Consider the following 19,778-nt stretch of genomic DNA (forward strand, 5'->3'; position numbering starts at 1 on the left):
CTAGAACCATAGCCGGAGGCCGGCGACGACCTGGCGGTCGAAGACGGGTTGACGATCCGCGCGAACATAGTCGGCGGTGCGACCGAAGCGATCGACGAAACGGATGCCGATATAGGGCGCGAATTCACGACGGAACTCGTAACGCAGGCGCAGGCCGAACGAGGCATCGGAGACGCCCCTGCCGACGCGGGCCAGCGGGTCGTCCTTGCCATAGGCATTGAGTTCCAGTTCCGGCTGCAGGATGAGCCGCTGGGTCAGGAAGAGATCGTATTCGGTACGCACGCGCGCCGCGGTGCGCCCGTGGGCGCTCGCATACGCGGTCGCTTCCACTTCGAACCAGTACGGTGCCAGGCCCTGCACGCCGAACGCCGCCCAGGTGCGGTTCGGTCCCGGGCCGACATCCTGGCGGCCGCCGAGTTGAGTGCTCCAGTACGGTGCTATCGCATGGTTCCAGAGCGCCTCGACATCCGCTTCTTCCAGTTTGCCGCCGCTGCGGTCGCCTTCCGTGCGGAACCACAGCTTGTCGTCGTCATTGCCGTACCAGCCTTGCGCCTCCCACGACTGTCCACTGGCATCCCTTCCATGAAACGCCTCGAGCTGGTCGATCAGGATCATGCGGTAGGGGCCGTTGTCGTTCATGTCCATGCCCTTCATCGACCCGTGGCCGACGCCATCGGAATAGTCGGGACTGCGCGCATCGGCGGGTGCATCGCCGCCTTGCATCGGTCCCATCTTCATCTCCTGCGCCATCGCGGCCGTGGACATGGCGAGGCCGAGCGCGGCGAACAACATCGCATGGGCCCTCATGACACCACCACCTCGCGGAACATGCCCGCCTCCATGTGGTAGAGCAGATGGCAGTGGTATGCCCAGCGTCCGGGATTGTCCGCGGTCACGGCATACGTGATCCGTTGCGCGGGCTGCACGTTGATCGTGTGCTTGCGCACCTGGAATTCGCCTTCGGGGCTTTCCAGGTCGCTGAACATGCCATGCAGGTGGATCGGGTGGTTCATCATGGTGTCGTTGACCAGGACGATCCGCACGCGCTCGCCTTTGTTCAAGTGCACAGGCGCGGCGTCCGAGAATTTCACGCCATCGAACGACCACATGAAACGTTCCATGTTGCCGGTGAGGTGCAGCTCGATTTCCCGGCCGGGCTCGCGAGGATCGGGATTGCCGCCGATCGTGTGCAGGTCCGCGTAGGTGAGCACGCGGCGGCCGTTATCGCGCAAGCCGATGCCCGGATCGTCGAGGTTGGTGCGTGGCATGTCCACGTGCATGTCTACGCCGGGGCCGTACTCCGTGCGCGCATGGCGTACTTTCGGCGCGTTCTCCTTCATGTGATCCATGCCTTCCATGGCGGCGTGGTCCATGCCGGCCATCGCGTCGTGATCCATCCCAGCCATGGAGCCATGGTTCATGCCCGGCATGCCGGCATGGTCCATGCCTTTCATCGGCTTCGCGGTGCCACCCATCGCACCCATGGCACCCATCATGTCACCCATGCCCAGCCACTGGCGCGGGTCGACCGGCGGTACCGCCGCCTCCAGCCCCGGCCGCGGCGAAAGCGTGCCCCGCGTGTAACCGCTGCGGTCGATCGACTGGGCGAAGATCGTGTACGCGATATCTTCCTCGGGTTCCACCAACACGTCGTACGTCTCCGCGGTGGAAATGCGGAACTCGTCGATCGGCACGGGTAACACGTCCTGGCCGTCGGCCGAGATCACCGTCATCTTCAAGCCCGGAATGCGCACGTCGAAGATCGTCGACGACGAGCCGTTGATGAAACGCAGGCGGATCTTTTCGCCTGGCTTGAACTGGCCGGTCCAGTTGCCCGCGGCCGGCATGCCATTCATGAGATAGGTATACGCCGTGCCCGACACATCGCTCAGGTCGGAGGGGTTCATGCGCATGATGTTCCACATCTTGCGCATCTCCAGCGCCTGCCCCAGTCCCTTCTCGCGCACGTCGCGGAAGAACCGCGATGCCGTGGGCTGCGCATAGTTGAAGTAGTCACTCTGCTGCTTCAGGCGCAGGAAGATCCGTTCCGGATCCATGTCGGTCCAGTCGCTGAGCATGACCACGTAGTCCCGGTCGCTGCGGTAACGGTCCGGCCTTGCCGGCTCGATCACCAGCGGACCGTACAAGCCCGTCTGCTCCTGGAAGCGGCTGTGCGAGTGATACCAGTAGGTACCGGCCTGGCGCACGTCGAACCGGTAGACGAAGGTCTCGCCAGGGCCGATGCCATCGAAGCTGATGCCCGGCACTCCGTCCTGGTCGAACGGCAGCACGATGCCGTGCCAATGGATCGAGGTCGGCGTGCGTAGCCGGTTGGCCACGCGCAACGTCACCGTGGTGCCTTCCTTCCAGCGAAGGATCGGACCCGGAATGCCGCCGTTCACGGTGACGGCCGTGCGCGGCGCACCGGTGATATTCACCGGAGCCTCGGCGATGTCGAGGGAAAAATCGGTGCCGCTCAGCACCGTCGGATGACCGGGGTTGGTCAAGGCCCAGACCGGCGATGGACGCAACAAGCCGATGCCGGCGGCGACGCCACCGACCGCGAGGCCGGCAACGAAACGTCGTCGCGAGGCGTGGACAGGTCCGGAAGAACCGGGGGGATTCATAGCAAGAACTCCACGAACAGGGTGCGCGGCCGGCGGCCACGTGGCAAGGTCGGCGCTCTCGGCATCGCAAGGGGATGACGGGCTGCCCGACGCGGGAGAAAGCGTCAGCGGAGGATCAGGCGGCGGGTGGACGCAGCGGTGGCCCGTACCCGGCCTGGGGCGCGGCGCGAACGCCGGCAGGGAAAATCGTGCCGGCCGTCGGCGGCGTGTCGCCGAGCGCGAGCGCGCTGGCCGGAAGGGCGACGCTGGTGCAGGCCGGCGTGCAATGGCAGGCCTGGCCGGGGCGGTGACAGCAGTTGCCATCGTGGTCGTTGCAGCCGCCCTCGTCCGCCGATGCCATTCGCGCCGACACATGATGAACATGCGTACGATGCATGCCCGGTCCCGGAACGGCATGCGCATCGGTCGACCAGGCTGGCGCGGCGCTCACCATCGCCCAGGCCAGCCAGGCGAACACCCAGAGGGCGCGCCGGCGGCGATAGCGATGGAAGAAGGCATTCATACCGACAGCTTATGCCCCCGAGGCGACGCCCTCAACTCTGGAGCCGGGTCCAACGCGGTGCACCTCGACGGTCACGTGGACCAGTTCGTCGTGGATGGCCAGCGCGCGCCGGTAGTAGTCACCGTCGACATCGGCGGTCGTGGTGATCTCGAGAACCACGGCGAACTTGCCCTTGCCGACACGCCATACATGGATATCGTCGATGACGGCCTCGTGCCGATCCTCCGCGATCACCTCGCGGATTTCATCGACGACCGGCGCATCCATCTCCGCGTCCAGCAGGACCCGGCCGCTATCGCGCAGGAGACCCCACGCCCACACGGTGACCAGGACCGCGCCCAGCAGGCCCATCACGGGGTCCATCCAGCGCGCGCCCCAGATCATGCCGGCGATCAGGGCGACGATGGCGAGGACGGACGTGGCCGCGTCCGCCAACACGTGCATGTACGCCGAACGCAGGTTCAGGTCGTGATGGGCATGCGCGTCATGCGCGTGACCGTGATGATGATGATCGTGGTCATGGTGGTGGTGGTCGTCGCGCAGCAGCCAGGCGCAGACCAGGTTCACCAGAAGGCCGACGATGGCGATCGCGATGGCTTGCTCGTAGTGGATCGGCAGCGGCGTGAACAGGCGCTCGGCCGACTGGAAGGCCATCAGCCCCGCCACGCCCAGCAACAGGATCGCGCTGGAATAGCCTCCCAGGACCTCGATCTTCCACGTACCGAAGGCAAAACGGCGATCGTGCGCATAACGCCTCGCACATACATAGGCGAACGCGGACAGGCCCAGGGCCAGCGCGTGTGAACTCATGTGCCACCCGTCGGCCAGCAAGGCCATGGAGTTGTAGTACCAGCCACCGGCGATCTCGACCACCATCATCACGGCCGTGAGCAGCACGGCGCGCCGGGTGTTCCGCTCGGCCATCGGGTTGCCTTCGTCGAACGCGTGGCTATGCGTGCGCGAGGCAGCGGTGGCTTGGATCGACATGGTGGGTACCCGTGCGAGGAGGTGCCCATGATAGCCCGCCGGGCGCCACGTCGCCGGGTGTTGCGGCGCACGATGGGCACGACCCGCGACCGCGACCGCTGGCCGGTTCCCGCCATGTGTCGTCAGGCAGCGATCATCGGGAATCCGCTGATTCATGGCGATTTTGTGACATGGCTTGGAGGCGTCGCCCGGCTCACCCGAGGGGCGCGGGCATCACGATTCCCACCACGGCGATATCGTGCGACGCAGCAAAACATAACTGAAAGATGAACCATTCATTAGGCATTCGTGCACGAACCAACCCATGCACATAACGATTAACTTACGTTTCTGCCCCTTTAGCGCCATACACGCGTCGGTTACTTGACGCAGGTCGCAAAACTGGCGCCTTTCACTTTGAGGCACCGGCCGCCGCGTCTATGCTCAAACCTTCCATCGATCTCCGTCCCCGAGTGGGCGCGGGCGGAATCGGTGCCGGCGAAGGACATCGTGCAGAGGCACGAGTGGCGTCGGCGCGGCATCGTCATCGCCCGCCATCGAATAGACGCTCGCCTCATGACCCGAGTGGCGCATCCACGTGATGCGCGATGCGCTTGCGTGCTCGAAAGACGCACGGTTTCGGCTGCGCGAAACACCGGAAAACAAGGCAAAAGTGGCTTCGGCATGCGTTTCGGCCCATTCATACTAGGTGCGTTATAAACGTTTAGCCGTCCATTCATTTTCAGGAAAAACGCTGCCGCATGACGACGAAGATTGATCAAGCCCACGACGACGACACCATCGATCTCAATGCGTTGCTCGGCACGTTGCTTGATCACAAATGGTTGATCGTCGCCATCACCGGGACGTTTTTCGTGGCGGGAGTCCTCTACTCGCTGCTCGCCACGCCTATCTACCAGGCCACGGCGATCGTGCAGGTCGAGCAGAAGACGCCCAGCCTTCCCGGCCTCAGCGATCTCACCCAATCGCTGGGCACCACCGCATCGCAGGCCACCACCGAGATCGCCTTGATCACCTCGCGCCTGGTCATCGGCCAGGCGGTGAACGACCTGCGCCTGGATATCCAGACGCAACCCCAGCGCATGCCCGTGCTGGGCGACTACCTGTCGCGGGGCTACAAGCCAGGCCAGCTCGGCCCGGTGCGCTTCGGCCTCAGCCGCTATGGCTGGGGTGGCGAGGTGGTGGACATCTTCAAGCTCGACCTGCCTGACAACATGGTCGGCCAGAAACTCGAGCTGCGTGCCGGTGACGACCACCGTTTCGGTCTCTACAACGACGATGGCAAGCGCCTTCTCGAAGGCGTCGTCGGCCAGCTGGTCCGCGCCAACGGCATCACGATGCAGATCAGGCGGCTCACGGCCAATCCCGGGACGCGTTTCGACGTGGTCACGCAGCCGACCCTGACCACCATCGGCCGCTTGCAGACGGATGTCGTGGCGTTGGAACAAGGCACGGACTCCGGGATCATCGGCCTGACCTACAACAACGCCGATCCCGATCTCGCGCAGAAGGTGCTCGACCACATCACCACCGCCTATGTTCGCCAGAACGTGGAGCGCAATTCCGCCGAGGCCGCGAGCCAGCTGCAATTCGTCAGGGACCAGTTGCCCAAGGTGCGCCAGGAACTCGACCGGGCGCAGGCGGCGATGAACGCCTTCCAGACCCAGTCGCACTCCGTCGACCTCAGCATGCAGACCAAGGGCCTGCTCGACCAGATCGTCGCGGTGGAGAACAACATCCAGCAGCTGCACCTGCAGGAAGCCGACATCGACCGCCGTTTCACCCACGACCATCCGGCGTACAAGGCCTTGCAGCAACAGATGGGCCAGCTCCAGGCGCAGAAGGAACAGATGCAGAAGCAGGTCGGCGACCTGCCCGACACGCAGCAGCAGTTGCTCAAGCTCAATCGCGACGTGCAGGTCAGCAGCAACACCTACACCAGCCTGCTCAACCAGGCGCAGCAACTCGACATCGCGCGCGCCGGCACCGTCGGCAACGTGCGCATCGTGGATACCTCGGCGGTGGACAAGACCCAGCCGGTGCAGCCACGCAAGACCCTGGTTGTCGTCATCGTGACGTTCCTGGGTGGTTTCCTCGCCCTCGCCTTCGTCTTCCTCCGGCAGATACTCAACCGCGGTATCGAGGATCCAGCGGTCATCGAGGATCTCGGCCTTCCGGTATACGCCTCGGTTCCGCTCAGCGAGGGCCAGACCGCGCGTTCGACCCGGACACACCACGGTCATCACGGCCACGGCGGCCGTGGCCCCTTGCTGGCGATCAGCGATCCCGCCGACCTCGCGGTCGAGGCAATCCGCAGCCTGCGCACCAGCCTGCATTTCGCGCGGCTGGAGGCGAAAAACAACATCCTGATGATCACCGGCTCCAGTCCCTTCGCTGGCAAGACCTTCGTCTCGGCGAACCTGGCGGCGGTGATCGCCCAGGCGGGACAGCGCGTCCTTCTGGTCGACGGCGACATGCGCCGAGGCACCTTGCACCACCTTCTCGGCATGGAAACCGGACAGGGCCTGTCGGACATCCTGGTCGGCGGCGCGGAAGTCGCCGCGGTGAAGAGGAAGGGGCCGCTGGCCAACATCGATTTCATCAGCCGCGGGCGCGTGCCGCCCAATCCGTCGGAACTGCTGATGCACGAGAACTTCACCCAGTTCATCGCCGAGGTGGTACCCGCCTACGACCTGATCATCATCGATACGCCGCCGATCCTGGCGGTCACCGACGCGGCCGTGATCGGCCACCACGCCGGCACGAGCCTGATGGTCGCCCGCTTCGGGCTCAACAAGGCGCGTGAACTGGCCCTGGCGAAGCAGCGCTTCGAACAGAACGGTGTCTCCCTGAAGGGCGCGATCTTCAATGCCGTGGAACACCGGGCCGCCGGTTACTCCACCTACGCCTACTACAAGTACAAGGCCGATCCGGCCTGAACCGTCCCATGAGCAAGGGGACACTGCATGAATCAAGGACTATGGCGCGCATCCTGATCGTCGGAAACCACACCTGCGGCAATCGTGGCGATTGCGCGATCCTGCGCGGCCTGCTGGAGTGCCTGGAGGACGTGCTGCCGGAAAGCCGGATCGACATCACCAGCCGCTTTCCGGTGAGCTCGGCGTACCTGCTCGGCCGGCCGCTGCTGACCGACACGTTGAACAGCTACTACCAGGAAGCGGGCAAGCGGCGTTTCGGCGCCCTCCGTTCGCTGCTGCTGCGGAGGCTGGTGCCACGCCTGCTGCATGGACACCTCAACCGCCGCTGGTGGGCGCGCTGGCTGCCGCTTCCCCGGCGCCACCGCGAGTACATCGAATCGCTGAAGGCGTACGACCTGGTGATCCAGGTGGGCGGCTCGTTCTTCGTCGATCTCTACGGCGCAACCCAATACGACCAGGTCAGCTGCGCCCTGCTCGCCGGACGGCCCACCTACCTGATCGGGCACAGCGTCGGGCCCTTCCAGCACGCGTTCTTCCGCAAGGTCTCGCAAGACGTGATGACACGGGTGGATGCGCTGGCCTTGCGCGAGGAAGTCAGCGCGCGGCACATGCAGGACAGCGACATCCCGCAGGACAAGGTGCGCTGGGCCTCGGACACGGCGTGGCTGGTGCATCCGGGCGAGCCGGTGGCGGTCGATACCGCGCGTCCCACCGTCGCCGTCACCTTCCGCGAACTGGCGCCGTTCGACAAGCGGCTCGGCGTGACCCAGGCCCAGTACGAGACCGCCTTCGCGGAACTGCTCGACGCGGTGATCGAGGCGGGTTATCGCATCGCCGCGTTTTCCACTTGCACGGCGATCGACGGCTATCCCAAGGACGACCGCATGATCGCGCTCAAGGTGCGGGCGCGCCTGCGCCACCCCGAGGCCTGCCACGTCGAGATGAACGAACTCAACGACGTGGAACTCGGCGAGAGGCTGGGCGCCTGCGTCCTGACGATCGGCACGCGCCTGCACAGCGCGATCATCTCGATGAACTTCGGCACGCCTTCCGTCGCGCTCAACTACGAGCACAAGTCCGAAGGCATCATGAAGCGCCTCGGCGTGGACGACCTGGCGATGCCCGTGCCGTCCCTGCTCGACGGCAGCCTGCGCGCCAAGGTGCTGGAACTGCTCGGCGACGAGACCCTGCGCCCCAGGGTGGCCGCCGCCGTGGCTCGCGAGAAGGCGTTCGCGCGGGAGTCGCTGCTCTCCACGCTCGCAATAGGGCCCTGACCATGACGATCCTGTTCGTCCTTCCCGAGTTTCCCAAGTATTCGGAAACCTTCGTGATCGACCAGATCGTGGGCCTGCTCGACCGCGGCTTCGACGTGCGCATCCTCGCCATCAGCCGCGGCCCCGCGCCGGCGCCCGGCGACATCGTGGCGACACGCGGATTGATGGAACGCGCCACCTTCATCTTCGACCATTCCGCCAGCGCGTCGCGCGGCTGGCAAATCCTGCTGCAGCGCCTTCGCCATGTGGTTCCGGGCTTGCCGAGCGCACGGGTGCGCCGGGCCTTGTCGGTACGCCTGTACGGCCACGCGGCGAAGTCGCTGGTCCTGGCGGGCGCGGTGCGGCGGCTGCGCGAGCCGCTCAAGGCGGACGCGATCATCGCGCATTTCGGCCCCACCGGCGTGCTCGCGACGAACCTGCGCGCGCTGGGCCTGATCGAGGGTCCGATCTACACGGTGTTCCACGGCTATGACCTGTCACGACACAGCGTGCTCGCGCGTCATGCCGACGACTACCGGCGTCTGTTCGCCAGCGGCGAGCGGATGCTGCCGATCAGCACGCGCTGGCAACGCAAGCTCGAAGCGCTGGGCTGCGCGCCGGAGAAGATCCAGGTACATCGCATGGGGGTCGACCTCGACAGCTTCCGTTTCCAGCCTCGCACCGATAGCGCGCCTTCGCCGTCACGGCCGTTGCGCGTGCTCAGCGTCGCACGCCTGGTGGAAAAGAAAGGCGTGACGTACCTCTGCGAAGCCGTGGCAAGGCTCGCGAAGCGCGATGTCCCGGTCGAGCTGGAAGTCGTCGGCGACGGCCCGCTGCAACAGGAACTGGAGCGCTTCGTGGCGCGGCACGGCCTCGAGCGGCGCATCTTCATTCGAGGCCGTCGCGACAAGGCCTACGTACAGGCCGCGCTGCGTCGGGCGGACGTATTCGCCCTGCCCAGTGTCACCGCCGCGGACGGCGACCAGGAAGGCATTCCGGTGTCGTTGATGGAGGCCATGGCCAGTGGCGTGCCCTGCCTGTCCACCGTGCACAGCGGCATTCCCGAACTGATCGAGGACGGCCAGTCGGGCTGGCTGGTGCCCGAGCGCGACGTGGACGCCCTGGCCGACAAGCTCGCCCGTATCCAGCGGGGCGAATACGACTTGCCGGCGATCGCGGCGACCGCGCGCGCCACCGTGGAATCGCGTTTCAACCAGAGCCGGTTGCACGACCAGCTCGCCGCCCAGTTGGCCTAGGAGCACGTGCCGATGCCCTCCGCCAGACGCGATGCCTTGTGGACCGTCGCTTCGACCGTGGTCAGCGCGGCGAGCCAGCTGCTGCAGATCGCGGTGCTGGCCCATCACGTCGACGCGCACCTGCTGGGCGCGCTGGCGATCGTCAACGTCGTCAACGCGATCGCCACCTTGCTGCAGGACATGGGGCTCAGCAGCTACCTCATCCATCGGCAGAGCATCACCCGCCACGAGCGCACGTCGCTGTACATGATCAGCGCGGGGCTCGGCGTCATGTCCGCCGTGGTGCTGTTCGGCATCTCCTACGCCGTGGCCTATTTCTATGGCTCGGACGTGCTGGGTCACCTCTTGCGGCTGTCCACGATCAATTTCGTGCTGCTCGGATTGGCCGCCCAGTACCAGGCAAGCCTCATCAAGACCTTCCAGTTGCCCCGGCTGGCGCGGATCGAGGTGATCGGGCGCCTGTCCGGCCTGAGCACCCTGTTGCTGCTGGTGCTCCAGTTCGGCGCGTCGATCGAGGCGGCCGTGTACGCGATGATCGTGAACAGCCTGGTACGACTGGCGTGCTTCCTGGCCGTGGCCGATCGCGACTGGCATCCCGGCCGGGGTTACGACCGTGGGATCATCCGCCAGGCCCTGCGCTATGGCGCGTTCCAGCTCGGCTCCCAGGTCATCAACCAGCTGCGCAGCCAGGCCGACCAGATCATCCTCGGCAAGTTTCTCGGCCTCGCCTCGCTCGGCGTGTATTCGCTCGCCAAGGAACTGGTGCTGCAACCGACCAAGCTGATCATGCCCGTGGTCCAACGGCTCGCCCTGCCCCGGCTGGCGACGCGCCAGGACGATCCGCTGGCATTGCGCCACGCTTACCTGGTGGGATTGCGCGGGGTATCCGTATTCAGCAGCGGCGTATTCATCATGCTGGCGGTCTTCGCGCCGCCCGCGGTGACGATCCTCTACGGGCATCGCTACACCGGCGTCGCCGAACTCATCCCATTGATGCTGCTGTTCGGCATGCTACGCCCGCTCGGCTCGCTCATCGGAGCCCTCAGCCAGAGCCTGGGCCGTTCGGATATCGAGTTCGCCTGGAACCTGAAGATCGGTGGCATCACCTTGCTGGTAAGCGTGCTCGGCGCGATGTCGCGTTCGCTCGAGGTCATGGCGGTGGCGCTGGCGATCAGCCAGCTGCTGGCCACGGTGCTGTCGTACTACTTCTTCTCCTCGAAGATCATCAGCCTCACCGCGCGTGAGTTCTTCCAGTCATGGACGATGGAGACCTTCGTGCCCTACGCCTTCCTGATGTTGGCCGTCTTCATCTACCAGGGCGACGACTGGAAGGCCAGCGCGGTACGCCTGGCCCTGGTGACGCCGCCACTGCTCTGGGTGGTGTGGCGAGCCCGGCACACGCTCCTGAACCGGCATCCACAGACCCATCGCATCCAAGGAACGAGGCCGACATGACACCCCTGGTGAGCGTGTACATCCCTACCCGCAATCGCTCGGCGCTGCTGCGCCGGGCGATCGACTCCGTACTGGCCCAGACCTACCCGGAGATCGAGGTCCTCATCTGCGACGAAGCCTCCACCGACGACACCGCCGAGGTGGTGGCCGACTACGCGCGCCGCTACCCCGGCAAGTTCACCTACCTGCGCAACGAGACGCCGCAGGGCGCATGCCGTGCGCGCAATCGCTGCATCGAGCAAGCCATCGGCACCTATGTCACCGGCCTGGACGACGACGACCTGTTCCATCCGCAGCGCATCGCGTGCCTGGTGGACCTTTATCGCCGCCATTCGCCGTCGTTCGCGTGCAGCCGCTTCAAGTATTTCCAGGCCCCGGCGCAGATCGAGCGCTTGCGCGAGCGCCGTTTCAGCGAGGCGGAACTGGCCAGGGTGGACAAACTCACGCTGCCGGCGCTCCTGTACGCGAACCTCGCCGGCAACCAGGTGCTCACCGAACTGTCGCGCATGCGCGAGCTGGGTGGCTTCGACGAGTCGATGCCCTCGTGGCAGGACTACGACATGTGGATCCGCCTCGCCGACCGCTATGGCACGGCCGTGTGCACACGGCAGCTGCTTTCCTTCGTCGACGACGACCGATCACGTGCACGTATCCGTAATTCCAGCCGGCGCGCCGAGGGCAGCGAGCGCTTCATCGCCAAGCACGCGCGGCTGATGAACGCCGACCAGCAGCGCAACCACCGCAATATCCAGTACGTGATGAACCGGCAGCGGCCATCCCTGGTCGAGATCGCCCGCAATATTTCCCTGGGAGGATACAAGTCGACCCTGAAGGTACTCCTGCACAAGTTCTTCGGCGTGGCTATCGGCTGACTCGCATGACCCCGTTCCCCACCGTCCAGGTCCACCCATGCTGATCAACCGCACCCGCGCCGCGGCGGTCACGTTGATGGCCATGATCTTCGTGCAAGTGCCCTTGACGCACAGCACGAGCAGCAAGTCGCACGTCAATGTCTACCATGTGCTGCTGCTGTTGATGCCGCTGCTCTACCTGCCGGCCGTACGCTACCTCAAGCTGAACCCGGCGACGGCCTTCATCGCCACGATGATGGGCACGTCCCTGGCCGCGGCGGCCTCGTACGGCGGAGGCATGCGCTCCACGCTGATCGTGTTCGTGGCGGCGGCGTATTTCCTGGGCGTGGTGTTCGGCCGCAAATTGCAGGACGTGGAACTGCGCAAGATCTTCGTGTGGATACTCGGCTGCTGCATCGTCTTCATCATCCTGCGCGACGCCGTCTACGCAGGACAACTGGGCGCCGTGTACGCCCGCAGCGAAGGAGCCTCGGGCATCCTCTACATGTCCACGGGCGGGCGCAACATCGAGGCCAGCCTGCTGGCCCTGCTCTCGATCCTCCTGCTCGGAACCCGCGTATACCCGATCGCCGCGGGGATCGCCCTGCTCACCAGCGGGATGATGCTTTCCCGCGCCGGCCTGCTCGGTGCCGCGGTATCCATCGGCATCGCCGCCTATCGCACGCGCAAGACCCGTCACTACTACCTGTACACCTTCCTCGGCATCGCCATGATGGTGCTGATCGGCGGCCTGGTGCTGTCGTCGGTCATCGACATCCCCGTGCTGGATCGCTTCAACCTCCAGGCCGAGACGCAACTCGAACACAAGAACGTGGGCCGTCTCGCGCTCTGGAACAGTGCCGCCGCCGCGCTGGAGCAGAACCTGCTGGGCTATGGGGTGGGCAACGGCGTGCCGTTGATGGAGCAGATATCCGGCCTGACCTTCGTCGAGAACAACGTCCATAACATCTACCTGCAATTCCTGCTCGAAGGTGGCGTGCAGTCGCTGTTGCTGTTCCTGGCGCTGGTGTTGCACATACTGTTGCGACCGACCGAAGGGCAGCAACGCAACATCAAGGCCTTCCTGCTCTGTTACCTGATGCTGGCCTTCATCGAGTTCAGCGGGTACGAGGCCTATTTCTGGTTCTTCGTCGGCATGTTCTATGCGCGCACCGACGCCCGGCGCGCCCAGGCACGCATCGACGCCGCCGCCCGGAAGGCATCCCCGCTGCCGCCGCCCCATCCGGACCCGACCCATGCTTGACGATTTCCGCGCCGACGTCCGCCGCCTCCGTTCCCTGCCCGGCTACCGGGGCATGCTGTGGTGGATGCTCGACCAGTCCTTCTGGGTGATCCTCTGCTACCGCCTGATCGCCACGGCTCGGGGCACGCCCCTGCACACCCCGTTGCGCGTGCTGGAGAAGGTCGCCGAGTTCGTCTTCAAGTGTTACCTGCCGACCACCGCCACGATCGGCCCGGGCCTGGTGATCTACCACGCCTTCGGCATCATCGTGAACGGCAAGACCACGATAGGCGCCAACTGCACGATGTACGCCCGCGTGTGCATTGGCAACCGCTGGCCGGGCGACGGCACGCCGATCATCGGCGACAACGTCATTATCGGCACGGGCGCGTGCATTTTCGGCCCCGTGGTGATTCCGGACAACTTCGTGGTGAGAGCCAACGAAGTCATCACCCCTTCCTCGCTGCGCGGCAGCACCGATCGTTCTTCCCCCACCACGCCCCCCGCTGGAGCATCGTCATGAGCGCCGACGACGTGAGATTGTCGATCATCATCATCACCTGGAACGAACGGGAGAACCTCGAGCGCTGCCTGCTCTCGCTGATGGACAAGGTGGACTTCGAACGCGACGAGGTGATCGTCGTCGACAATGGCTCTCGCGATGGCAGCGCCGAGTTCGTCGCCACCCTGCCGCGGGTCCGCTACTTCCCGCTGGATCGCAACTTCGGCGTGGGACCGGCGCGCAATCGCGGGCTGTTCCTGGCACGCGGCAAGTACTGCATGACCCTGGACAACGACACCATTTTCCTGACGGAAGACCCGGGCGCCATCGTCGATGCGTTCTTCCAGGCGCATCCCGACGCCGGCGTGGTCGGCTTCCAGCTGCTCAACGTCGACCGTACCCGCCAGGATTCGACCCGGCGGTTCCCGCGTTTCTACCAGCCGATCGCCGCGCGCATCCCCATCAGCCGCCAGCTCGGCTTCGTCAAGCGTGAACTAGAGCGGCACCTGATGCTCGATACGCGCTTCGACGATAGCAACGACCCTCTCGAGGTCGACTACGTGCTGGGTGCCAACCAGACCTTCACCAAGGACGTCGCGGCCCTCCTGATGGGCTACGACGACCGGATCTTCTTCGGACCGGAAGACGCGGAGTTCTGCGTGCGCACGCGCAAGATGGGCCTGCGCAACTACTACAGCCGGAAGATCTCCATCGTGCACGACTACAAGCGGCGCACGCGCAAATTCTCGAAGCTCACCATCAAGCACCTCGCCGGTTTCGCCTACATGCTCAGGAAGCATGGTGGCGTCTACCGCTATTCATTGAGCGAGCGTCGCTGACGCCGGAGGTACCGCATGCATCGTCGAACTTTTCTTTGCCGGTCGCTGTGGGCGGGGGCCGCCCTCGCCACCCTGCCGCTGGGCGACGTCCTTGGCGCAACCATCGCCGGCGGCAAGAGCTACTACGTCGACGGCACGGCGGGAAACGACCGGCACGACGGCGCCAGTCCCGCCCAGGCCTGGCGGAGCCTGGACAGGCTCAACCAGGCCAGTTTCGGGCCCGGCGACAAGATCCTGTTCAAGCGTGGTGGAGACTATCCCGGTGTCTTCCAGCCGAAAGGCTCGGGCCGCGACGGAGCGCCCATCGTCGTCGACGGTTACGGCGAGGGCGCGCCGCCTCATCTGCATGCGGACGGCCGCGCGCCCTCCACCGTGCGCCTGCAGAACGTCGAGTACTGGACCTTGCGCAACCTGGCCATCTCCAACCAGGGCCCGCAGCCGGGTGCCCGCCGCACCGGCGTGCACCTGTTCCACCAGGACTTCGGAATCGCCCACGGCATCGTGCTGCAAGGCCTGCACATCCACGACGTCAACGGATCGCCACTCAAGCAGCAAGGCGGTGGCAGCGCCGTCCTGGTCGAGGCGAAGGGCACGGGCCGCCCCACGCGATACCAGGACCTCAAGATCGTCGACAACACGATCGAGCGCAGCCAGCGCGACGGCATCCTCTTCCTCGCCGCCGGCAACCGCACAGGCGGCCTGGCCACGGGGGTGATCGTGCGTGGGAATCGCATCAGCGAAGTGCCTGGCGATTGCATCCTGGTCAAGGGCTGCGACGGCGCCCTGGTGGAACGCAACACCGTGAGCCGCTGCGGCGAGTTGCCCCGCGGCGAGGCGGCCGCCGGCATCTGGCCGTTCGACTGCGACAACACCCTGATCCAGTACAACGAGGTCAGCGACCACAAGGCCTATGCCGACGGCCAGGGTTACGACGCCGATTTCCGCTGCCGCAATACGGTGATCCAGTACAACTACAGCCACGACAACGCCGGCGGCATGGCCCTGGTCTGCAACGACGGCCGTGACGGCGACAAGATCGGCAATACCGGAACGATCGTGCGCTTCAACGTGAGCATCAACGACGCCCTGCGCAAGACCGGCAGTGCTTCCCTGCGCATCTCGGGCCCGGTGGATGGCAGCCAGATCTACAACAACATCATCATCATTCCGCAGAAGCCCATCGCCGACGCCGAGGTCACCGTGTTCAAGGCGACCAGCTGGAAAGGTGTCCCGAACAGCACGGCCATCCACGACAACATCGTCGTGGCGCCACGTACCCCCGGCGTGGAGATGCAACTGGCGACGCAGACGAAGCTCGGCGAGAACCACTTCTACGCCGGCAAAGGCGGCGGCACGTCCTTCGCCAAGGCCGACGACGCCATGCTGGACCGCTTCAGGACACACCGCCCGTCGCTCGCCCAGGTCAACGCACTGGTCAAGGAATGCTTCGCCAACGGCAAGCCCGTACCCAACGCGCTGGATCTCATCGCGCGGCTGGCCTGAGCCGACTCGACTCGATCGGCCGATCGGCCGGTTGAGCGGTCGAATCAGCCCGCGGCGCCTTCCGCCGAGCGGGCGTCACGCGCACGGCGCGCCGCCAGCATCTCGATGACACGCTTGCCCAGTGCCTGGCCCGGTACTTCCACGAAGCGATAGGTCACGCTCGACACCAGAACCGTACCCGCCAACGCGAGCACGGCCGTGGCCAGGAAGTAGAGATCGGGGCTCAGGCGGTCGCCTGCGTGCACCGCCGCCAGCGCCTTGCGCGCCACCTGCAGCATGAAGAAGTGCGTCAGGTAACCGCTGAAGCTGATCTTGCCGATGTGCTGCAGCGGACGATTCACCAGCCAACGGTAGGGCTGCCGAAACAGACACAGGGCCAGCAGCGCGAACGCCGCCGCGTACAGGAACACCGCCCGCGGATCGTCCGACCATTGGGGGACCAGCGCCAGGACGGCCAGGGAAAGCATGAACCAGCATGCGTTGTGCCGCCGGTCGCCCTCGCGGAAGAACGTCGACAACTTCCCTGCGTGGCCGAACATCACGAAATAGGCGCAGATGCCGAAAAGGAAGACCGGCAGTTGGTTGGGCAACCACACGAACGCGAAGCGCTGCCACAGCTCCGCGTCGTCGATCGGCGGGTGGTTCAGCAGCCAGGGCCACGTGAGTACCGCGAGCAGCAAGCATACCGTCAGCGCGGCCAGGGCGCGCGGGAAGCTGCGCAAGGCCAGGAACACCAGCGGAAAGACGATGTAGAACGACATCTCGACGCCGATCGACCAGCCGCCGGGGACCACGTCGTTGGCGCCCAGCAACCAGGCCGGGCTCCATCCGTTGGTGAAGCTCAGCGTGCCTAGCACCGTGCCCAGGGGTGGCAGCGCCTGCCCTTTCAGCAACACGGGGACCAGGCAATACACGCCGAACGCGAGATAGAACATCGGCGCGATACGGAACACCCTTCGCACGTAGAAGTTCAGCCAGGGCGTCTCCTCCCGGCTGCGCTTGCCTGCCGAGAGGAACAGGGTCAGCGCGCTGACCACGAAGAACAGTTGCACGCCGCGTGCACCCTGTGCCGCATAACGGCTCAGCCACGGCGACATCAGCGCCTGGTGGCCCATCGCCTGGTAGATTTCCACATTGCGCTGCGCATGGCTGAGCAGCACGCCGATGATCGCCAGGCCGCGCAGCGCATCGATGAAGTCGAGCTGAACTTTCGGTTGGGCCTGCACGATCAGAAGCGCGGCTGGAGGTGCCACTGCCACGCGCTGGCAAGGATATCGTCCAGCGCCGTGATCCGTGGTTGCCAGCCAAGGCGCTGCCGGGCTTGCAGGCTGGATGCGACCAGCGTCGCGGGGTCACCGGGACGGCGAGGAGCGAACGCGTGCGGCACCGGCCTTCCCGTGACGCGTTCGGCGGCGGCGATCACCTCACGCACGCTGAAGCCTTCGCCGTTGCCGAGGTTGAACGTGAACGCGCCCTCGTTCTCCTCGAGGAACTGCACGGCCAGCAAATGGGCCGAGGCGAGATCGTTCACGTGGACGTAGTCGCGCACGCAGGTGCCGTCACGCGTGTCGTAGTCATCGCCGAATACCTTCAGGGCGGCGCTCTGGCCGAGCACGGCCTTCAACACGTTGGGAATGAGGTGAGTCTCGGGATGGTGCGCCTCTCCGATGGAAGCCGACGGGTCGGCACCGGCTGCGTTGAAGTAACGCAGCGCCACCGAACGCAGGCCGTATGCGCGGGCCGCGTCGCCCAGCACGCGCTCGATCATCAGCTTGCTCTGGCCGTACGGGTTGATGGGATCGGTGGGATGCGACTCGTCGATGGTGTCGCTCCTGGGATGCCCGAACACCGCCGCCGTCGAGGAAAAGACCAGGCGCTGGATACCGGCTTCGCGCATGGCGGCCAGGAGCACCAGGGTGTTGCCCACGTTGTTCCGGTAGTACTGGTAAGGATCGATGACCGACTCGCCGACCAGGGACCGGGCGCAGAAATGGATCACCGCGTCGAACGTGTGCGTGGCAAACAAACGCCACAGGGTCACCGCGTCGCCGATATCGCCATGGACGAACGGCACGTCGGCATCCACCGCTTCACGGTGGCCCGTCGAAAGGTCGTCATAGACGACCACCTCGTGCCCGTTCGCGACCAGGTATCGCACCATGTGCGAACCCACGTATCCCGCGCCGCCACAGATCAGAAACTTCAAAGATTGCCTCAGTTCGCGATTGAATGATGGGGGAAGGCGATCGGCCTGCGTCCCTAGCCCGCTTCTTCACTGGCCGTATTGGCCGTGGCCGCGGGCATCGAGGGACCGGCCGGAAGCGGCACCGATGCGCCCGCCTCGCTATGGATGAAGCCCTTGAAGATGGTCAGGAAGATGATGCGAAGATCGAACGCCAGCGACCAGTGGTTGATGTAGTAGAGGTCGTACTCGATGCGCTTCACCAGGTCGGTATCGCCGCGCCACCCGTTGATCTGCGCCCATCCCGTGATGCCGGCCTTGACCAGGTGCTTGTGCATGTAGCCGGCGATCTCGCCCTTGAATTTCTCGACGAACATGGGTCGTTCGGGGCGTGGGCCCACGATGGACATGTCGCCGCGGAGCACGTTGATGAACTGGGGCAGCTCGTCGAGGCTGGTTTGCCGGATGAAACGGCCGAAGCGCGTGGTCGTCTTGCTCTGCGCATTGCCCCACTGGACGCTCTTGTTCTTCTCCATGTCCACGGGCATGGAACGGAACTTCAGCATCTCGAATTCCTTGCCGTCCAGGCCGACGCGGACCTGCCGGTAGAGCACCGGACCGGGGCTGGACAGCTTCACGCCGATCGCGAGGAACAACATCAGCGGGCTGATCATCAGCAGGATGGCGCCGGCGATGATGCGATCCTCGATCGCTTTCAGGATCCACGCATGCCCATGCAAGGGGCTCTCGCGAAGCGTGACCAGGGGCACGCCCGCGCAGTCTTCCATGCGGTGATTGATCAACTGCCTGCCCAGCAAGTCCGGGACGAACTTCACCGTCAGCACGCGCTCGTCCATGCGATCGAGCACGTAGCTGATCGCGCGGTTCGCACTCACGGGCAAGGCGACAAGCACCTGGTCCCACTCGCCACGATCGAGGATCTCGTCGAGATGCAGGAGCGAACCGGCCAACGGCACGCCAGGTGGAACGCCGTGGTCGTGGCTGGTCTTGACGTATGCGGTGATCTTCATGCCGAGGCCGAGGTTGTCCTCGACCTGGCGAACCATGTGGATGCCCGCCTCGGTGGCGCCGATGAGCAGGCAGCGCTTCATGCCGATGCCGCGATGGCGCAGGTAACGCAACGAAAGCACCGCGACGAGTCGTACCGATGCCATCAATACGAGGCCCAGCACGAACGTCAGCGACACCCATCCACGCGAGTAAAGCTCGCCGACCTTGAGCAGATAACCGAGCGCGATCATGCCCGCGAACGCGCTGGTCCACGATGCTGCTATGCACAAGAATTGGCTTACGGGGCGCTCGCCGAGAGGCTGCTCGTAGACCTTGAAGACGATCGAGGCCGCCAGCGTCATGAGCAGCAGAATAATCAGCGCGACAGCATATACGCTGCTCATGCTTAACGTATCGAAACGGACGAAGTAGGCCAGATAGGCCGCACCGATCACGCAAAGGGGATCGGCGGCACGAAGCTCGAGATCCAGTAACGCATTGAATTTTGTCAGTTGCATGACATGTACCCTCTGCCGACGCGACAACGACCGGCCATGCCGGCGTGCCCAGGTACGTGCCCCCTGTAGGGCCGCCATGTCCTGTTCCTAGGAATCCGGATGGCCCAACA

16 protein-coding genes are annotated in these 19,778 nt (G+C 65.1%); 9 read left to right on the forward strand and 7 right to left on the reverse strand.

All coding sequences use genetic code 11. The features are described 5' to 3' along the window. The 4 genes from ACR9Y6_RS05995 to dmeF all read right to left on the reverse strand — a co-directional run bounded on the left by ACR9Y6_RS05995 (position 1) and on the right by dmeF (position 4,116). Entirely contained in the window at positions 1-807 is an 807-nt protein-coding gene (locus ACR9Y6_RS05995) for a copper resistance protein B (RefSeq protein ID WP_481280468.1), read from the reverse strand. Next, positions 804-2,627, reverse strand: a complete 1,824-nt coding sequence (locus tag ACR9Y6_RS06000; RefSeq protein ID WP_481280469.1) for a copper resistance system multicopper oxidase — start codon at positions 2,625-2,627, stop codon at positions 804-806. Before ACR9Y6_RS06000 ends, ACR9Y6_RS05995 begins: the two co-directional genes overlap by 4 nt. 115 nt (positions 2,628-2,742) lie before the next feature. Then, positions 2,743-3,129, reverse strand: a complete 387-nt coding sequence (locus ACR9Y6_RS06005) for a hypothetical protein (RefSeq protein WP_481280470.1) — start codon at positions 3,127-3,129, stop codon at positions 2,743-2,745. Positions 3,130-3,138: 9 nt separating this feature from the next. After that, the gene (dmeF, locus tag ACR9Y6_RS06010) at positions 3,139-4,116 is read right to left on the reverse strand and encodes a CDF family Co(II)/Ni(II) efflux transporter DmeF (protein ID WP_481280471.1); all 978 of its coding nucleotides are present in this window, start codon (positions 4,114-4,116) and stop codon (positions 3,139-3,141) included. A gap of 740 nt (positions 4,117-4,856) precedes the next feature. Between dmeF and ACR9Y6_RS06015 the strand changes: the two genes are divergently transcribed. The 9 genes from ACR9Y6_RS06015 to ACR9Y6_RS06055 are packed head-to-tail and all read left to right on the forward strand — an operon-like array spanning position 4,857 to position 15,957. After that, entirely contained in the window at positions 4,857-7,055 is a 2,199-nt protein-coding gene (locus ACR9Y6_RS06015; RefSeq protein ID WP_481280472.1) for a polysaccharide biosynthesis tyrosine autokinase, read from the forward strand. Between the two features lie 41 nt (positions 7,056-7,096). Then, positions 7,097-8,329, forward strand: a complete 1,233-nt coding sequence (gene wcaK / locus ACR9Y6_RS06020; protein WP_481280473.1) for a colanic acid biosynthesis pyruvyl transferase WcaK — start codon at positions 7,097-7,099, stop codon at positions 8,327-8,329. Between the two features lie 2 nt (positions 8,330-8,331). Beyond that, positions 8,332-9,564 carry a glycosyltransferase gene (locus tag ACR9Y6_RS06025; protein ID WP_481280474.1) on the forward strand — a complete coding sequence of 411 codons (1,233 nt, stop codon included), beginning with the start codon at positions 8,332-8,334 and terminating at the stop codon, positions 9,562-9,564. 12 nt (positions 9,565-9,576) lie between these two features. Beyond that, entirely contained in the window at positions 9,577-11,019 is a 1,443-nt protein-coding gene (locus ACR9Y6_RS06030) for a lipopolysaccharide biosynthesis protein (RefSeq protein WP_481280475.1), read from the forward strand. Next, positions 11,016-11,891, forward strand: a complete 876-nt coding sequence (locus ACR9Y6_RS06035) for a glycosyltransferase family 2 protein (RefSeq protein ID WP_481280476.1) — start codon at positions 11,016-11,018, stop codon at positions 11,889-11,891. Before ACR9Y6_RS06030 ends, ACR9Y6_RS06035 begins: the two co-directional genes overlap by 4 nt. A gap of 37 nt (positions 11,892-11,928) precedes the next feature. Then, positions 11,929-13,134: an O-antigen ligase family protein gene (locus tag ACR9Y6_RS06040; protein WP_481280477.1), complete on the forward strand. Its 1,206-nt coding sequence runs from the start codon at positions 11,929-11,931 to the stop codon at positions 13,132-13,134. Beyond that, positions 13,127-13,636, forward strand: coding sequence for a serine O-acetyltransferase (locus ACR9Y6_RS06045; protein WP_481280478.1), 510 nt, complete (start codon positions 13,127-13,129; stop codon positions 13,634-13,636). The genes ACR9Y6_RS06040 and ACR9Y6_RS06045 overlap by 8 nt, the downstream gene beginning before the upstream one ends. Then, positions 13,633-14,454 carry a glycosyltransferase gene (locus ACR9Y6_RS06050; RefSeq protein ID WP_481280479.1) on the forward strand — a complete coding sequence of 274 codons (822 nt, stop codon included), beginning with the start codon at positions 13,633-13,635 and terminating at the stop codon, positions 14,452-14,454. The genes ACR9Y6_RS06045 and ACR9Y6_RS06050 overlap by 4 nt, the downstream gene beginning before the upstream one ends. Before the next feature lie 15 nt (positions 14,455-14,469). Beyond that, positions 14,470-15,957, forward strand: a complete 1,488-nt coding sequence (locus tag ACR9Y6_RS06055; RefSeq protein WP_481280480.1) for a right-handed parallel beta-helix repeat-containing protein — start codon at positions 14,470-14,472, stop codon at positions 15,955-15,957. 44 nt (positions 15,958-16,001) lie between these two features. Here the strand turns inward: ACR9Y6_RS06055 and ACR9Y6_RS06060 are convergent, their stop codons facing one another. From ACR9Y6_RS06060 to ACR9Y6_RS06070, 3 genes are read right to left on the reverse strand one after another with little or no spacing between them, the layout of a single operon-like run. Further along, the gene (locus ACR9Y6_RS06060) at positions 16,002-17,210 is read right to left on the reverse strand and encodes an acyltransferase family protein (protein ID WP_481280481.1); all 1,209 of its coding nucleotides are present in this window, start codon (positions 17,208-17,210) and stop codon (positions 16,002-16,004) included. Continuing rightward, positions 17,186-18,163 (reverse strand): UDP-glucose 4-epimerase GalE, encoded by a 978-nt coding sequence (gene galE / locus ACR9Y6_RS06065; RefSeq protein WP_481280482.1) that lies wholly within the window; start codon positions 18,161-18,163, stop codon positions 17,186-17,188. The genes ACR9Y6_RS06060 and galE overlap by 25 nt, the downstream gene beginning before the upstream one ends. Positions 18,164-18,216: 53 nt before the next feature. Then, a complete protein-coding gene (locus ACR9Y6_RS06070) occupies positions 18,217-19,668 on the reverse strand; it encodes an undecaprenyl-phosphate glucose phosphotransferase (RefSeq protein ID WP_481280483.1) in 1,452 nt (483 codons plus the stop codon). Positions 19,669-19,778: the final 110 nt, after the last annotated feature.

The organism is Luteibacter sp. TLI7-4A, from assembly GCF_056754745.1.

Coding starts and splice junctions, on each gene's coding strand:
- ACR9Y6_RS05995 (WP_481280468.1), bottom strand. CDS start 807: ATGAGGGCCCATGCGATGTTGTTCGCCGCGCTCGGCCTCGCCATGTCC.
- ACR9Y6_RS06000 (WP_481280469.1), bottom strand. CDS start 2,627: ATGAATCCCCCCGGTTCTTCCGGACCTGTCCACGCCTCGCGACGACGT.
- ACR9Y6_RS06005 (WP_481280470.1), bottom strand. CDS start 3,129: ATGAATGCCTTCTTCCATCGCTATCGCCGCCGGCGCGCCCTCTGGGTG.
- dmeF (WP_481280471.1), bottom strand. CDS start 4,116: ATGTCGATCCAAGCCACCGCTGCCTCGCGCACGCATAGCCACGCGTTC.
- ACR9Y6_RS06015 (WP_481280472.1), top strand. CDS start 4,857: ATGACGACGAAGATTGATCAAGCCCACGACGACGACACCATCGATCTC.
- wcaK (WP_481280473.1), top strand. CDS start 7,097: ATGGCGCGCATCCTGATCGTCGGAAACCACACCTGCGGCAATCGTGGC.
- ACR9Y6_RS06025 (WP_481280474.1), top strand. CDS start 8,332: ATGACGATCCTGTTCGTCCTTCCCGAGTTTCCCAAGTATTCGGAAACC.
- ACR9Y6_RS06030 (WP_481280475.1), top strand. CDS start 9,577: ATGCCCTCCGCCAGACGCGATGCCTTGTGGACCGTCGCTTCGACCGTG.
- ACR9Y6_RS06035 (WP_481280476.1), top strand. CDS start 11,016: ATGACACCCCTGGTGAGCGTGTACATCCCTACCCGCAATCGCTCGGCG.
- ACR9Y6_RS06040 (WP_481280477.1), top strand. CDS start 11,929: ATGCTGATCAACCGCACCCGCGCCGCGGCGGTCACGTTGATGGCCATG.
- ACR9Y6_RS06045 (WP_481280478.1), top strand. CDS start 13,127: ATGCTTGACGATTTCCGCGCCGACGTCCGCCGCCTCCGTTCCCTGCCC.
- ACR9Y6_RS06050 (WP_481280479.1), top strand. CDS start 13,633: ATGAGCGCCGACGACGTGAGATTGTCGATCATCATCATCACCTGGAAC.
- ACR9Y6_RS06055 (WP_481280480.1), top strand. CDS start 14,470: ATGCATCGTCGAACTTTTCTTTGCCGGTCGCTGTGGGCGGGGGCCGCC.
- ACR9Y6_RS06070 (WP_481280483.1), bottom strand. CDS start 19,668: ATGCAACTGACAAAATTCAATGCGTTACTGGATCTCGAGCTTCGTGCC.